The organism is Burkholderia sp. HI2714, from assembly GCF_002223085.1.
GTDB lineage: Bacteria > Pseudomonadota > Gammaproteobacteria > Burkholderiales > Burkholderiaceae > Burkholderia > Burkholderia lata_D.
Genome location: NZ_NKFM01000066.1, coordinates 60,456 through 73,985 on the forward strand (window position 1 = coordinate 60,456; position 13,530 = coordinate 73,985).

Genomic DNA, 13,530 nt, shown 5'->3' on the forward strand with positions numbered 1-13,530 from the left:
GCCCGTGCGCGGTGCAAAGTTTTCAACGGTGTGTAATGCGGGAGGCAAACCGCGGGAAGCAAACCGGCACGCACGCACCGGGAAAGCCAGCCGGGGTCAGAATCGCCGAGACCGGGACACGCCCGCTCGCGCACGACCGGCCGGCGCGCGGAAATAGCCGCTGTGCAGCACCATGCCGCCGTTACCGTTGTCGTTGCTGTCGCCCAGCACGTCGGCGCATGCGGCTTCGATGCGCGCGCGGCCCTGTTCGAACGCATCGCGCAAGTCGGCCTCCAGCGCGGAGCGTGCGCCGAAATGATCTTCCAGCGCTTCGACCGTGATGGCCCAGGTTTGCGGCTCGCCATCGACATCGACGACGAAACACAACTGCAGCTCCGCCCCGTCGAACACGGGCGGCTCGTCGACCAGCGTCACACGGCGTGCGGAATCGGTGGCCATGATCTCAGGCGCCCCGCGCCGAGAGGCGATCGACCGGCGCGTCCCCGATCGCGAAAATGGCTAGCCTGCAATGCTCCAATCTGCTGCTCATGAGACCCTCCGTCCGCGTGGTGGCGCGTGACGCGCCATGCCAGTCGCGCAGCAAGCGGCGTGCCTGCCGCCCCGTTCGCGCGCGCCAATCGAGTATCGGAAAGCCGATCGGCGCGGCTACTGCAGACTGCGCGCGGCGTCGAGCATCGCGTCGGTCAGCTCGACCGTCAACGTCACGTGTTCGTCGGGCAGGCGGTCGAGCAGGTCCTCCACCGTGGCGTGCAGGAGCGCGTGCACGCGCATCCGCGTGCTTTCGTCGAGATCCGCATAGCGCTCCATCGTGTCGCAATCGAGCACGAGCACGACCGAATGCCGCGCGGTCTCCGGCGGCGGATCGGCCGCCTCCGCCCACGCCGCCTGAAACACGATCCTGCCCGTTGCGACGTCGACATGGACCGTCGTATCGAGATCGTCGGCGTCGATCATGTCGCCATCGGCATCGTTGTCGAACTCGTCGTTTTCCAGCCAGATCCGGGAATGCGATTCCATGATGTCCTCCTGCGTGATGGCGTGATGGCGGGGTGGCGGGATGGCATGTCCAGCCTGTCCTTTGGAGCAACACCCGTGCCGCGCCCGGCACGGGTTCGTCGTACGGATGAGGCACGCCGCGCGGCACGCGGTTTGCGCCGCCAACCCCGTTACTACGTCCCTGTCACCCCAATGGAGCCGACTTAATGCCTTCCGCTACCGCTACCCACGCGCATGGCAAGCGCCTGACGCGGCGCCCGGGCCGCACCCGCGGCACCGACCCGCACCACCGCAAGCGCTGGTCCGCCGAGGTCACGCAAAAAAGCGATGCGCTCGACATCGAACCCGACATCTTCAAGTCCGACGACCCGGCCGCGATCGCCGCGTCGCTGAAGCGTTCGGCCGAACACAGCCGCCGCCGCCATGCGTCGCCGTTCCAGTCGGCGATGTCGATGCTGAACTTCTACGTGAACCGCGCGGGCCGCAACCTGCCGAAAACGCGCCGCACGACGCTCGAACGCGCGAAGCGGAAGCTGCGCGAGGCGTTCGGCCGCAAGCCCTGACGGCGCGCGACCACGTGACCGGCCTGCCGCGACGGCACACATGCACGAGACGCTCTGGTACCTGATCGTCGGCGCGGTGCTGATGGGCATGGGCGTCGCGACGTCCGCGCTGCGCCACCTGCCCGTCAGCAGCGCGATGATCTATCTCGTGCTCGGCGTCTTGCTCGGCCCGGCCGGCGCCGGCCTGCTGGATCTCGATCTCGAACGCGACGCACGGCTGCTGCGTGAAATCGTCGAGATCGCGCTGCTCGTCTCGCTGTTCGCGATCGGGCTGCGGCTGCGCGTGCCGCTCAACGACCCGCTGTGGCGCGTGCCGTGCCGCCTCGGCCTGCTCGCGATGGGCCTCACGGTACCGCTGCTGGCCGCGTGCGCGATGCTCGTACTCGGGCTCGACCTGGGCCCCGCGCTGCTGCTCGCGGCGATCCTCGCGCCGACCGACCCGGTGCTCGCGCACGACGTGCAGGTGCACGACCCGGGCGATCGCGATCTCGTGCGCTTCGCGCTGTCGGGCGAAGGCGGCCTGAACGACGGGATCGCACTGCCGTTCGCGCTGGCCGGGCTCGCGCTGTGCGGCGCGCCCGGCACGACGCACGGGCTGCCGCCGCTGTCGGGCGCGTTCGCGCTCACCGCGCTGTGGGGCATCGCCGGTGGGGCCGCGATCGGCGGCGGCCTCGGCTGGATCACGACGAAGACGATCGGCTGGCTGCGCACGCGCCACGCCCAGGCGCTCGGCCTCGAAGGCTTCTTCGCGCTCGCGCTGATCGTGCTGTCGTTCGGCGCCGCGCAGTACGCGCATGCATTCGGGTTCATCGCGACGTTCGCGGCCGGGGTCGCGATGCGCCGGGTCGAGCACCGCGCGAGCGGCGACCGCGCGCCACGCGACGTGATCGGCAAGATCGATTCGTCCGACGTCGTCGCCACCGAGAAGCATCCGAAAAAAGCGCACGCGTTCATGGCCGAATCGGTGCTCGGCTTCACGATCGAACTCGAACGGATCGCCGAAGCCCTCGTGATGACGATGATCGGCAGCGTGCTCATGAAACTGCCGGGCCCGCTGCTGACGTGGGGCGCGGCCGCGCTGGTCGTCGTGCTGTTCGTCGCCGTGCGCCCGCTTGCGGTGCTGGTCACGCTCACCGGTTCGCGCGCGACGCATGCGCAGCGACGGCTGATGGCGTGGTTCGGCATCCGGGGCATCGGATCGTTCTACTACCTGCTGTTCGCGCTCGAACACGGGCCCTCCGGCACGGTGCGCCCGCTCGTGGCCCCCGTGCTGGCCGTCGTGTCGGCATCCGTGATCGCGCACGGGATCACCGCGACGCCGCTGATGAACTGGTATCACCGGCTGCAGCATCGGCGCTGACGCGTGCATGACGATGCACGCGGCCACGCGATTGGGTCGCCACGCAGGCGCCGGCGCCGGGGGGTGTGAGGGAAGCATCGACATGCGCTCGCCGCGCTCGGGATACAGCGGCCACGCGGATCGCCGCGTCGCCCCCCGCGAGCAGCAGCGGCGTCAGGGCGCGCGCAGCGCCGCGTCGAGTTCGGCGCGCGTCACGTCGAGCGCGACGTTGCATTCGATCGCCTCCTCCTCGACGCGCGGCTTGCGCTCGTCCACCGCGCGCCGCGCGCGGTCGCACAGAACCGTGCGCACGCGCAGCCGGTCGGCCGCGCCGAGCGATGCATAGCGCGTGATCACGTCCGGATCGAACCGCAGGTCGACCGTGCAACGCCATTCGCGCGCGTCCTCGTCGGACGGCACGCGCACCCATGACACCTGGATCGTCAGCCGCCCGGACGCGTCGTCCGCATGCACGACGACGGTCGATTCCGACGGGAAACCGTTCGCGAGCGCATGCTCGAGTTCCTCGATGCGCTGCGACCGGCGGAGTGCGCCGCTCATCGTCGCACCACGCCCAGCAGTAGCGTGACGAGGAAGATCACGACGAAGATGTAGAACAGGATCTTCGCGATCTCGGCCGCGCCGGCCGCGATACCGCCGAAGCCGAACACGGCCGCAACGATCGCGATGATGAAGAAGATGACGGCGTATCGCAGCATGGATACCTCCTGGATGGCAGCAGTGGTCAATATACGTCGTCGCCGGTCACGCATCGTGCTTGTGCTCCGGGTTGCCGCGTCTCGGCGTGGACGCCATTTTTTCACGTTCCTTTTCGCTCATCGACCTGGCCATCGGCTTCGCCGGCGGCATGAGGTCCTGCATTTTCGTGTTGCCGCGTCTGGCCGACAGCGCGGCGCTCGCCGCACGCTGCCGGGCCCGGGACGTAGCCGACAGGGTTGCGCGCCCGTCGTGGGCGCACGCGTCGACGCGACGGTCGACACGTGCCCGCGACAGGCTCGCCCGGGCCACCGTCATGCGGCGTCGCGGCGCCGCAGGTCGGCCGGCGGAATCTTCATCGCCTGGCGATACTTCGTCACCGTGCGACGCGCAAGCAGGATGCCGCGGCCCGCGAGGTTCTGCGCAAGCGTGACGTCGGACAGCGGATCGGTGTGCCGTTCGGACGCGATCATGTCGCGGATCAGCACCTTCGCGGCCGCCGCCGAGCACACGCCCTTGCCGGCCGCCTCGAGCTTGCGCGGGAAGAAATGCTTGAACTCGAACGTGCCGTGCGGCGTGGCCATGTACTTGTTGCCCGTCGCACGCGACACGGTCGATTCGTGCAGGTCGAGTTCCTCGGCGATGTCGCGCAGCACGAGCGGCTTCATCGCGATCTCGCCGTAGCGGAAGAAATCGCGCTGCCGCGCGACGATGCATTCGCCGACGCGCTGGATCGTCTCGAAGCGCTTCTGCACGTTGCGGATCAGCCAGCGCGCTTCCTGCAGCTGCTGGCCGAGCGGCGAATCGCGTTCGCCGCTCGACTGCGCGAACAGCGTCGCATAACGTTCATGCAGCCGCGCGCGCGGCAGCACGGCCGGGTTGATCGTCACGATCCACTCGTCGCGCACCTGGCGCACGATCACGTCGGGCACCACGTAGTCGCCGCGCGTGCTGCCGTAATGATTGCCGGGGCGCGGGTCGAGCCCGCGCACCAGCGCGCAGGCCGCCTGCAGCGTCGGCGCGTCGCAGCCAATCCGCCGCTGGATCTCGGCCGTCTCGCGGCGTGCCAGACGCTCGAGATGCTCGCGCGCGATTGCCTTCGCTTCCGCGAGCGCCGGCGTGCCGGCCGGAATCGCGTCGAGTTGCAGGACGAGACACTCGGACAGCGAGCGCGCGGCCAGCCCCGGGCGGTCGAGCATCTGCACGAGCCGCAGCGCGACCGCGAGATCCTGCTCCGACAGCAGCAGCGCGGGGTCGGCCGCGACCAGCAGTTCGGCCAGTTCCTGGCGCAGGTAGCCGTCGTCGTCGAGCGCGTCGATCACGACGCGCGCGGCTTCGCGGTCACGCCGGTTCAACGGATAGAGCCGCAATGCATCGTGCAACTGCTGATTCAGCGACGGCTCCGCGGCCAGCCATTCGCCGGGCGACTGGCCGCCCGCATCGTCGCCCTGGCGGCTCGTGCCGCGCGGCGTGGGCGCGGCCGTCAAAGACACTTCGGACACCTCGGGCACTTCGGGGACTTCGCCGTCCTGCCGGTGAGCGTCGTCGGGCTCGGGTGCCGCTTCGGGCGCGGCGGCTTCGGCCGGCTGCCCGGTCGCGTCAGTGGCACCCTCCTCGTCTCCTTGGCCATCCTCGAGGAACGGGTTCTGATCGAGCGCCTGTCGCAATTCCTGTTGAAATTCGAGCGAGGACAACTGCAGCAACCGCAGCGACTGCTGAAGCCTCGGCGTAAGTGCCAGATGCTGTCGCATCTGCAGCGCAAGCGAGACGGACATCGATGGTCCTCCTGACGTTTCACGGGTTTCGTTTCGTATTCGGTCAGGATCAATGCAGCTTCCATGCCAGGCGGGCCGGTCGCACCGCGTCGCGGGTCACGCGGGTTCGCACCCCGTCCTGCAGACCGTCGGGGCCGCTTTTTTACAAGCTGTCGGCAAGTTTGGGCACGCATTTCGCGCACCGTCCCGCCACGCGCCGGCCCTGGAATGTTTCAGTACTGCGTCGGCGGCGGTGTGCCCGGCAGCGGCGGGTCACCCGGCGTGCCGTTCGGGCCCGGTGGCGGCACGTCGACCGGGTCGCCGGCATTCGCGCCCGGCGGCATCGTGTTGCCCGGCGACGGCCGCGTCTCGTAACGCGTATTGGCATCGGGCATCGTCGTGCCCGGCGACGGCGCGTGGACGCCGGGCGGCGCGGGCGGCGCGCCTCGCGCGCCGTAGGGAGCAGGTTGCGTGCATGCGGCCAGCGCGCACGCCACGGTCATCAGGCATGCGCCTGGGCGTATCGTGCGGATCCGTTTCATTGAACACCTCCTGAAGTCCGCGGCAGCCGCGGAATCGGTTGGGCAGGTGCCGGCAGATCCGCAATCCACGTGCCATCCGCTCACGCGTCGAGCACATCGTCCCGCGGTGCGCCGGGCGTTCGAACCACCGTCGTTCGCTGCGATGCCTGCCCGCGCGCCGCTATGCGTCGTACGCGGCCATCACGAGCCACAGCTCGCGGCCGTCGTCGCGCACGCGTGCCGCGAGCGCATACGTGTCGGCGGGCTCGCACGCACGCTGCAGCGCGAATCTCGCCGGCTCGGTCGAGCCGAACGTCTCTTCTCCGAGCGGCCGTACATCAGCCTTGCCCTCGAACATCCGGCGCTCGGGCCGGTAGATCAGCGGTTCGCTCTTCCATTCCTTGAAGTGGCTCTTCACCGAATCGAACCCGCCGCCGCAAACGTTGAGCTCGTAGCGCACGCCCTCTCGCCGTTTTGGAATCGACATCGTGCCTCCGTGTGATGTGCGCACGGCCGGCACTGGTCGCGGCGCGCGTGGTCGTCGTCATCTTCGTCGTCATCCCCGTCGATACGGCAAGTCCCGTGCCGCGTGCCAATCCCGGGCATGGTCGTTGCGGAAACGTTCGCGTCATCGTCGTCCGCGGGCGCGTTGCCATGAAGGATTCGGCCCGGCCCGGCCATGACGCGCCGGTGCACGAACGACGAGCCGATCCGTCGCGGTCGCGGAAGCATCGGGACCACACGCGCACGCGTCATTCGTCATTCGGAATGCCCTGTCGACCCGCAGCTCGAAGACACGTTCCCGCGAGCGACCCGCCCGCGACGGGCGGCGTTACGCGATACGCATGACGAAAGACGAAAGCCCTCGGCAGATCCCGCGCAAACGCAGCAGCGAATGACGGGCCGCCCGTGCCGGACGGCATGCGGTTTGCCGAATCCGCAGAGGAATCACCCCATCCAACCCGCCAGGAGGTCGTCATGCATCGCGTCAACGAAATCATGTCGCAGGACGTCGTGCGCATCGCGCCGACCGATTCGATCCGCCATGCGGCGCAACTGATGGAGCGCTACGACGTCGGCGCGCTCCCCGTGTGCGACAACGACCGGCTGGTGGGGATGGTGACGGACCGCGACCTCGCGGTGCGCGCGATCTCGGTCGGCAAGCCGCCGGAGACGCGGATTCAGGAAGTCGCGTCGGGCCCGATCGAATGGTATTTCGAGGACGATTCGCTGGACGAAGTCCAGCATTACATGGCCGATGCGCAGTTGCGGCGCCTGCCGGTCGTCGACCACGACAAGCGGCTGGTCGGCATGTTGTCGCTCGCGGACATCGCGACGCGCTCGGCCGGCCCGGCGCGCGACGACGTGGCGAACACGCTCGAAGGCGTGTCGCAGCCGAAGCGGACGTGATCGCGCATCGAATGCCGCGTGGGATGCAGCCTGCCGGCCTCCGGTCGAGGTCGGCCCCGCATCACCGGAACGGGCCGTTGCAACACGGCAACGACGAACGGCCGCCGCGTCAGCCGTCCTGCTTCGTCACGCGCGAGATCTTGTCCGCCAGTTCGCGCACGTCGACCGGCTTGCACAGATAGCCGTCGAACCCGGCCTCGAGCGCGCGGCGTTCGTCGGCCAGGCCCGCATGCGCGGTCACGGCGAGCACCCGCATGCCGGGCGGCCCGCCGCCGCCGTTCATGCCGGCGCGCCGCAACGCGTCGAGCAGCCAGAAGCCGTCGCCATCGGGCATCGCGAGATCGGACAGCACGATGGTCGGCCGCAGGTCGGCGGCCACCGCGAGCGCTTCACGGCCCGTCGACGCGATCGCGACGGCCGCGCCGAACGTCGTCAGCGCGGCGGTGAGGCTCTCGCGTGTCGTCGGATCGTCGTCGACGATCAGGATGCGTTGCGTAGCGAGCGTCAGCGGCGCGCGCAGGCCGTCCATGTGCGCACTCCCCCACGCCATCGCGCCGACCGGCGGCCAGCCGGCCGGCAGCGTCACCGTAAACGTCGCACCGCGATTGCGGCCCGCACTCTCGACCGTGACGCCGCCGCCGTGCAGCTCGGCGATATGCCGCACGATCGACAGGCCGAGGCCGAGCCCGCGCCGCGACGACGCCGGCGAATCATCCGCGCGGCGGAACATGTCGAACACGTACGGCAGGAACGCCGGCACGATGCCCTGCCCCGTGTCGCGCACGGTCAGCACCACCCGCGCGTCGTTGCGCGCGAGCCCGACCGTCACGCTGCCGCCAGACGGCGTGAACTTGAGTGCGTTCGACACGAGGTTCGACAGCATCTGCCGCAAGCGCTCGGCATCGCCCGACACCACGCAGGTCGGCGCCGCACAGTCGAATTCGAGCACGATGCCGGCCGACGCCGCGGCCGTCTGGAACGCACCGACCGAATCGGAGAACAGCCGCACGACGTCCACCGGCATCGCGTCGAGCTGCAGCTTGCCGGTGGCGAGCGACGACGCGTCGAGGATGTCGCCGACCATCCGCGTGAGCGAGCGCGCGCTGCGGTCGATCGCGTCGATCGCCTGCTGCTGCAGCGCGCTGTCGCCCGAATTGCGCAGCACCTCGACCCAGCCGTAGATCACGTTCAGCGGCGTGCGCAGCTCGTGCGACACCGTCGCGAGCAGTTCGTCCTTCAGCCGGTTCGACGTATCGGCCTGGTCGCGCGCATCGCGTGCACCCTGCAGCGACCGCTGCGCGCGCAGGTCATGACGGCGCTGCGCGCCGGCCTCGCGCAGCGTCAGCGACAGCGCGACGGCGGCACGCGCGTCGCCGCGTACCGGGCCCGCCGACACGGTCGCACGAAAGCGCCGGCCATCGCGCCGCACACACAGCAGGTCGATCGGCCCGACCGCTGCGTGCATGTCGTCGAACGACTGGACGAGCGGCTTGCGTTTCAGCCAGCGCATCGCCACCAGCGATTCGAACGTGCGCCCATGCGCAGCGCTTTCGTCATAGCCGAACATGCGTTGCGCGGCCGGGTTCCAGCTGACGATGCGGCCGTCGATATCGATGCCCACGATCGCGTCGGGCGACGCATCGACGACGGCGCGCTGCAACCGCGACGCATCGACCCGCGAACGGTCCGCTTCGGCGGCGCGCAGCAGCAGCACGGCGCCATCGACGTTGCCGTCCGAATCGCGGAGCGGCGAGGCCACCTCGACGATCGGCACCGGCTCGCTCCCCTCCGCCTGCAGCCAGTGGCGATCCGACACGACACCCTCGCCGCCGAGCGCGAGATCGAGCGGTGTCGATTGAATGCGCCGGCCGTCGCGATCGACGATCCGCAGCACGTCGCGCGCGGCGCGGCCCATCGCATCGTCCGGCCGGCAGCCGACGAGCGCGGCCGCGGCGGCGTTGATGTAGGTGACCCGCCCGTTCGTATCGGTGGCGATCACGCCATGCGGCAGCGCCTGCAGCACGGCTTCGAGCCGCCGGCGCGCGGCCGCTTCGCGCCGCACCGCCGCATCGTTCGTGAAGCGCGCGTGGCGCAGCATCGCCGCGATCGCGCAGACAAGCGCGCAGATCAGCACGAAGGTGCCGAGCTGCACGAGCCGATCGGGCAGCGGCTGCGTATAGGCCGCGGGATCCGAGAGGAACAGCGTCCACACGAGCAGGCCGCTGACGACGGTCGCGCCCATCCCGAACAGGAACGACGTCGCCCACGCGGCGCCCGCGAGCAGCGGATAGTAGAGGACGAGCGGCAGGTTCACGCCGCCGAAGCGGATCGCGAGCGCCTGCAGCACGGTGGCGATCGCAACCAGCATCACGGCCGTGACGTAGTTGCCGGCGCGGGTCCGCGAAATATCGATCATCGATCACGCTCCTGCTGGCGGGTCGGTCGCGACGGCATCAGGATTCCGGCTTGTCCGCCTCGTCTTCGAGCTGCGCGAGCCGGTTGTAGATCGTTTTCAGGCTGACGTCGAGCACGTCGGCCGCCTGCGCCTTCACGCCGCCGCATTGCGCGATGGTGCCGAGGATCAGCTTGCGGTCGGCTTCCTCGAGCGACGTGCCGAACGGCACGGTCACACGATCCTCGTGCGAATCGGCCAGGTTCGACAGTTCGTCCATGATCGGCGGCGGCAGCGTATCGATTACGTCCGCGTCGCAGAAGATGCTCGCGCGCTGCACGAAGTTGCGCAGCTCGCGTACGTTGCCGGGCCACGCATAGGTCTTCAGCGCGTCGCGCGCGGCCGGCGCGAAGCGCAGGTTCCGGCCGCTTTCGGCGTTGAACTGCTGCAGGAATGCATCGGCCAGCATCGGGATGTCGTCGCCGCGCTCGCGCAGCGACGGCAGCGGGATCGGGAACACGTTGATCCGGTGGAACAGGTCGGGCCGCAGCTTGCCGTCGGCCATCGCGGCCTCCGGGTCGCGGTTGGTCGCCGCGACGATGCGCACGTCGACATCGATCTCGCGCGTCGAGCCGAGCCGCGTGAGGCGCCCCGTCTCGAGCACGCGCAGCAGCTTGACCTGTGACTCGAGCGGCATCTCGGTGATCTCGTCGAGAAACAGCGTGCCGCCGTCCGCGCGTTCGAAGAAGCCCTTGTGCTGGCGCTCCGCGCCCGTGAAGCTGCCGCGGTCGTGGCCGAACATCTCGCTCTCGACGAGGTTCGCGGCAATCGCGCCGCAGTTCACCGCGAGGAACGGACCACGGCGGCGCAGGCTCAGGTCGTGCACCGTCTGCGCGGCCAGCTCCTTGCCGGTGCCCGATTCGCCCGTCAGCAGCACCGACGCCTCGGTGCGCGCCACGCGGCCGATCGCGTCGTAGACGGTCTGCATCGCCGGCGAGCTGCCGAGCATGCGGCCGAAGCGGCCGAGCCGCTGCAGTTCCGAGCGCAGTTCGGCAATCTCTTCATGCAGCGCGGTGGTGCGCGGCACGCGCGCGAAGATGCTGTTCAACCGCTGCATGTTGAGCGGCTTCACCAGGTAGTCGGTCGCGCCGCGCCGCAGTGCGTCGATCGCGGTTTCGAGGCTCGCGTGGCCGGTGGTCAGCACCATTTCGCAGTGCGAATGCTTCGGCAACGCATCGAACAGATCCATCCCGTTGCCGTCTGGCAGCACGAGATCGCAGAGCACGAGATCGGGGGTATTCGTCGACACGAGCGTGCGCGCTTCCTCGAGCGTCGCGGCCGTATCGCAGGCAAGCTGCTGCGTGCGTGCGAGCGTTGCGAGCATCGTCCGCGTATCGGCATCGTCTTCGACGATCAGGACGTAGGGCATCGTGGCTCCTTGTGAAGCGGCCCGGCGCGCGTAGCTGCCGGGACCGCGGCAGGTTGCAGCGAGGTCTGGCCACCGGTCGCACGACGATACGGCATGATCGATGCACTCGTGCCGATTGGCTGTCCTCCCGTGAAAAGCTGTCCCTGTCAGTATAGGAGAGGCATGTCGCGCATTCGTCGATCATCGAATAAATCTATCCGCGCACGCCACCTGCATTGCCGGATTCAATGCACCGCAATCGGTAAGAACGTCATCGTTTAAAAGGGGTCATGCGGCGTGAAGTCGTCCCCATCGCGTCTTTTGCGCGCTTCGACGCGCCGAGCGGTCAAAGTTTCCGGTCCGATTTTTCGCATGTCGAAATCGTCGGATGACGATCGTGGCCGCTCGATGGCGTTCGATTCCGACCCTGCTGCGTCACTTGCCGCGCATCGGGCGTTCTATCCGATTCGTCGATCCGTCAGTCGATTGTGGCCTGGCTGCCGCCGTCGCGCGCGTTCGAAATCGCTTCGACGAGCTTCAGTTCGTCGTCGATCGACAGCGTCGTGTCGATCACGTCTCCGCCGAACGGTGCGAGCGCCGTGCTCAGCGCGTAGATATCGAGTTGCGTCGCGGCCAGCCCGAGCGACACGGTGCCGGGGCGCGCCTTGCGCGCGACGCGGTCGATCAGTGCGTCGTCCACCGGCTTCTCGCGCCACGCATCGAGCGACGATTCGATGTGCTCGACCACGCTGTCGAGCAGCGACGCGGGCGGCGAGCGATCGGGGTCGACCGCATGCGCGTGCAAGTGTCCATCGGTCGCGCATTCAACGATCGCCACCCCCGACAGCGCGACGACGTGCCGGTCGCGCAACGTATCGAGTTCGGCGAGCGCGCGATGGGCGGCCGCGAGGTCGGGATAGGACAACACGATCAACGTATTCATCAGCCACTCCGTGAATTCAGGCGGCCGCTTCCGGATGCGCCGCGCTCAATGCGGCAGCCCGAACGCGGCCTTCAGGCTCGCGACGATCATCTGCATCGCGATCGCCGCGAGAATCATGCCCATCAGTCGTTGCGTCACCGCCGTCACGCGCGGCGACAGGTAATGGCCGATCAGCGGTGCCGACAGCAGCGAGACGGCCAGCAACACGAGAAACGCGGCGAGCCCGAGCGCGAACGCGATTTCCTGCCCGGTCGAGAACGCGCTGTGCCCGAGCACGATCATCGTCGCGATCGTGCCGGGGCCGACGAGCAGCGGGATCGTCAGCGGATAGATCGCGACGCGCTCGGCCGCGGCCGGATCGGCGCCTTCGTCGTCGCCCGGCGAATGCTGGCGGCTCGGCGCGCCGTGCAGCATCGACAGCGCGATCAGCAGCACCAGCAGCCCGCCCGCGAGGCGGAAATCGTCGATCGTCAGGCCGAACACATGCAGGATCGCGCCACCCGCGACCGCCGACACGATGCAGCCGACCGTCACGCCGATCGCGGCCGTCAGCGCGACCTTGCGGCGCTCGCCGTCCGCCGCGCCGTCGGTCAGCGACAGGAACACGGGAATGTTCGCGATCGGGTTCATGATCGCGAACAGCGCCGCGAACACCTTGATCGAAAAGGTCAGGTCGAAGGCCACAGGTTCGCTCCCGTCTCGCGCGTCGACACGTGCATCGAATCGCGCGCAGGTTCCGCTTCGTTTCGGATGCACGGCGCACGCCATGCTGCTACGATCGACGCACCGCGTTCACGTACGACGGAGGGCCCCGACCGATGCAAGCCACCGACACCTTCATGGGTCACGAGATTCGCGTCGACGCGACGCGCAACGCGAACGGCGCGTGGGTCGCGCAGGTGCGGATCTTCCGCGACGGCGCGCCGGTCGACCTGCCCGCGCCCGAGCTCGTCACACCCGAATGGCTCACGTGCGACGAAGCACTGCGCGGCGGCATCGACCAGGGCCGCGTGATCATCAAGACACGCGACCGGTAGCGGCAACCGGCTCATCCGCGCGCATCGCACGGCGCGTTTCACGCATCGAAATCCAGATCGCCGATCAGGATCTCGCGATCGCGCTGGGTGCGCGTGCTGAAATCGACCGGCAGCTCCATCTGCCAGCGTTCGATCGTGACCGGCAGCGCCGCGAGATAGCGGTCGAAGCGGCTGCGGTCGGGCTCGGCCAGCAACGCATCGATCGCGTCGTCACGCCACGCGAGCCGTGCGTTCAGCCGGTTCGGCAATCCGACCGTCGACGTGAGGCCGATCACGTCGACACAGGTCGGGCTGCCCTGCCCGTCGTGCGGCACGACGTCCACCCTCACTTCGCCAGGCTGATACAGGCCGAGCACGCGCGCCGCGATGCGCGGCGCAAACTCGGTTTCGAAACGTGCACGCACATCGGGATTCATCTCGCCTCCAGGTTTGAATCATGTCGTCACACCG

At 68.9% G+C, this 13,530-nt stretch carries 17 protein-coding genes; 4 read left to right on the top strand and 13 right to left on the bottom strand.

Going from position 1 to position 13,530, the window contains the following annotated elements:
- Positions 1 to 96: 96 nt before the first annotated feature.
- Positions 97 to 438 carry a DUF1488 domain-containing protein gene (locus CFB82_RS36355; protein WP_089487188.1) on the bottom strand — a complete coding sequence of 114 codons (342 nt, stop codon included), beginning with the start codon at positions 436 to 438 and terminating at the stop codon, positions 97 to 99.
- A 207-nt stretch (positions 439 to 645) separates the two neighbouring features.
- Positions 646 to 1,017, bottom strand: a complete 372-nt coding sequence (locus tag CFB82_RS36360) for a DUF3022 domain-containing protein (protein WP_089487189.1) — start codon at positions 1,015 to 1,017, stop codon at positions 646 to 648.
- A gap of 185 nt (positions 1,018 to 1,202) precedes the next feature.
- Here CFB82_RS36360 and CFB82_RS36365 point away from each other — a divergent pair, with 185 nt between their 5' ends.
- Both CFB82_RS36365 and CFB82_RS36370 read left to right on the top strand, forming a co-directional pair.
- A complete protein-coding gene (locus CFB82_RS36365; protein ID WP_069249493.1) occupies positions 1,203 to 1,559 on the top strand; it encodes a DUF3175 domain-containing protein in 357 nt (118 codons plus the stop codon).
- A 40-nt stretch (positions 1,560 to 1,599) separates the two neighbouring features.
- Complete coding sequence (locus CFB82_RS36370) at positions 1,600 to 2,919, top strand: cation:proton antiporter domain-containing protein (protein WP_089487190.1); 1,320 nt, start codon at positions 1,600 to 1,602, stop codon at positions 2,917 to 2,919.
- Between the two features lie 153 nt (positions 2,920 to 3,072).
- Here the strand turns inward: CFB82_RS36370 and CFB82_RS36375 are convergent, their stop codons facing one another.
- The 6 genes from CFB82_RS36375 to CFB82_RS36400 form a co-directional block, all read right to left on the bottom strand.
- The gene (locus CFB82_RS36375; RefSeq protein WP_089449447.1) at positions 3,073 to 3,459 is read right to left on the bottom strand and encodes a DUF3022 domain-containing protein; all 387 of its coding nucleotides are present in this window, start codon (positions 3,457 to 3,459) and stop codon (positions 3,073 to 3,075) included.
- Positions 3,456 to 3,617 (bottom strand): DUF1328 domain-containing protein, encoded by a 162-nt coding sequence (locus CFB82_RS36380; protein WP_011349711.1) that lies wholly within the window; start codon positions 3,615 to 3,617, stop codon positions 3,456 to 3,458. Before CFB82_RS36380 ends, CFB82_RS36375 begins: the two co-directional genes overlap by 4 nt.
- Positions 3,618 to 3,663: 46 nt before the next feature.
- Complete coding sequence (locus CFB82_RS36385) at positions 3,664 to 3,852, bottom strand: DUF3008 family protein (protein ID WP_089487249.1); 189 nt, start codon at positions 3,850 to 3,852, stop codon at positions 3,664 to 3,666.
- A 77-nt stretch (positions 3,853 to 3,929) separates the two neighbouring features.
- Positions 3,930 to 5,390: an RNA polymerase factor sigma-54 gene (locus tag CFB82_RS36390; RefSeq protein WP_089487191.1), complete on the bottom strand. Its 1,461-nt coding sequence runs from the start codon at positions 5,388 to 5,390 to the stop codon at positions 3,930 to 3,932.
- A 212-nt stretch (positions 5,391 to 5,602) separates the two neighbouring features.
- A complete protein-coding gene (locus CFB82_RS36395; RefSeq protein WP_069249489.1) occupies positions 5,603 to 5,911 on the bottom strand; it encodes a hypothetical protein in 309 nt (102 codons plus the stop codon).
- 160 nt (positions 5,912 to 6,071) lie between these two features.
- Positions 6,072 to 6,377, bottom strand: a complete 306-nt coding sequence (locus tag CFB82_RS36400) for a hypothetical protein (protein ID WP_069249488.1) — start codon at positions 6,375 to 6,377, stop codon at positions 6,072 to 6,074.
- A 491-nt stretch (positions 6,378 to 6,868) separates the two neighbouring features.
- On the opposite strand from CFB82_RS36400, the gene CFB82_RS36410 reads away from it, so the two are divergent.
- Positions 6,869 to 7,300 carry a CBS domain-containing protein gene (locus CFB82_RS36410; RefSeq protein ID WP_089487192.1) on the top strand — a complete coding sequence of 144 codons (432 nt, stop codon included), beginning with the start codon at positions 6,869 to 6,871 and terminating at the stop codon, positions 7,298 to 7,300.
- Between the two features lie 109 nt (positions 7,301 to 7,409).
- On the opposite strand, the gene CFB82_RS36415 is transcribed toward CFB82_RS36410, so the two are convergent.
- The 4 genes from CFB82_RS36415 to CFB82_RS36430 form a co-directional block, all read right to left on the bottom strand.
- Positions 7,410 to 9,716, bottom strand: a complete 2,307-nt coding sequence (locus CFB82_RS36415; RefSeq protein ID WP_089487193.1) for a PAS domain-containing hybrid sensor histidine kinase/response regulator — start codon at positions 9,714 to 9,716, stop codon at positions 7,410 to 7,412.
- A 37-nt stretch (positions 9,717 to 9,753) separates the two neighbouring features.
- A complete protein-coding gene (locus tag CFB82_RS36420; RefSeq protein ID WP_089487194.1) occupies positions 9,754 to 11,121 on the bottom strand; it encodes a sigma-54-dependent transcriptional regulator in 1,368 nt (455 codons plus the stop codon).
- Between the two features lie 457 nt (positions 11,122 to 11,578).
- Entirely contained in the window at positions 11,579 to 12,043 is a 465-nt protein-coding gene (locus CFB82_RS36425) for a DUF1269 domain-containing protein (RefSeq protein ID WP_089487195.1), read from the bottom strand.
- 45 nt (positions 12,044 to 12,088) lie between these two features.
- A complete protein-coding gene (locus CFB82_RS36430) occupies positions 12,089 to 12,727 on the bottom strand; it encodes a MarC family protein (protein ID WP_089487250.1) in 639 nt (212 codons plus the stop codon).
- Between the two features lie 134 nt (positions 12,728 to 12,861).
- Between CFB82_RS36430 and CFB82_RS36435 the strand changes: the two genes are divergently transcribed.
- On the top strand, positions 12,862 to 13,080 hold the full coding sequence (locus CFB82_RS36435; protein WP_027810598.1) for a DUF6566 family protein: 219 nt from the start codon (positions 12,862 to 12,864) through the stop codon (positions 13,078 to 13,080).
- Positions 13,081 to 13,118: 38 nt separating this feature from the next.
- Here the strand turns inward: CFB82_RS36435 and CFB82_RS36440 are convergent, their stop codons facing one another.
- A complete protein-coding gene (locus tag CFB82_RS36440) occupies positions 13,119 to 13,496 on the bottom strand; it encodes a DUF5594 family protein (protein WP_089449437.1) in 378 nt (125 codons plus the stop codon).
- Between the last annotated feature and the right edge of the window lie 34 nt (positions 13,497 to 13,530).

Excerpts from the sequence above, each read along its gene's own strand:
- CFB82_RS36395 (WP_069249489.1), bottom strand. The coding sequence starts at position 5,911 with ATGAAACGGATCCGCACGATACGCCCAGGCGCATGCCTGATGACCGTG.
- CFB82_RS36370 (WP_089487190.1), top strand. The coding sequence starts at position 1,600 with ATGCACGAGACGCTCTGGTACCTGATCGTCGGCGCGGTGCTGATGGGC.
- CFB82_RS36375 (WP_089449447.1), bottom strand. The coding sequence starts at position 3,459 with ATGAGCGGCGCACTCCGCCGGTCGCAGCGCATCGAGGAACTCGAGCAT.
- CFB82_RS36415 (WP_089487193.1), bottom strand. The coding sequence starts at position 9,716 with ATGATCGATATTTCGCGGACCCGCGCCGGCAACTACGTCACGGCCGTG.
- CFB82_RS36390 (WP_089487191.1), bottom strand. The coding sequence starts at position 5,390 with ATGTCCGTCTCGCTTGCGCTGCAGATGCGACAGCATCTGGCACTTACG.
- CFB82_RS36400 (WP_069249488.1), bottom strand. The coding sequence starts at position 6,377 with ATGTCGATTCCAAAACGGCGAGAGGGCGTGCGCTACGAGCTCAACGTT.
- CFB82_RS36435 (WP_027810598.1), top strand. The coding sequence starts at position 12,862 with ATGCAAGCCACCGACACCTTCATGGGTCACGAGATTCGCGTCGACGCG.
- CFB82_RS36440 (WP_089449437.1), bottom strand. The coding sequence starts at position 13,496 with ATGAATCCCGATGTGCGTGCACGTTTCGAAACCGAGTTTGCGCCGCGC.
- CFB82_RS36420 (WP_089487194.1), bottom strand. The coding sequence starts at position 11,121 with ATGCCCTACGTCCTGATCGTCGAAGACGATGCCGATACGCGGACGATG.
- CFB82_RS36410 (WP_089487192.1), top strand. The coding sequence starts at position 6,869 with ATGCATCGCGTCAACGAAATCATGTCGCAGGACGTCGTGCGCATCGCG.
- CFB82_RS36365 (WP_069249493.1), top strand. The coding sequence starts at position 1,203 with ATGCCTTCCGCTACCGCTACCCACGCGCATGGCAAGCGCCTGACGCGG.
- CFB82_RS36380 (WP_011349711.1), bottom strand. The coding sequence starts at position 3,617 with ATGCTGCGATACGCCGTCATCTTCTTCATCATCGCGATCGTTGCGGCC.
- CFB82_RS36355 (WP_089487188.1), bottom strand. The coding sequence starts at position 438 with ATGGCCACCGATTCCGCACGCCGTGTGACGCTGGTCGACGAGCCGCCC.
- CFB82_RS36360 (WP_089487189.1), bottom strand. The coding sequence starts at position 1,017 with ATGGAATCGCATTCCCGGATCTGGCTGGAAAACGACGAGTTCGACAAC.
- CFB82_RS36425 (WP_089487195.1), bottom strand. The coding sequence starts at position 12,043 with ATGAATACGTTGATCGTGTTGTCCTATCCCGACCTCGCGGCCGCCCAT.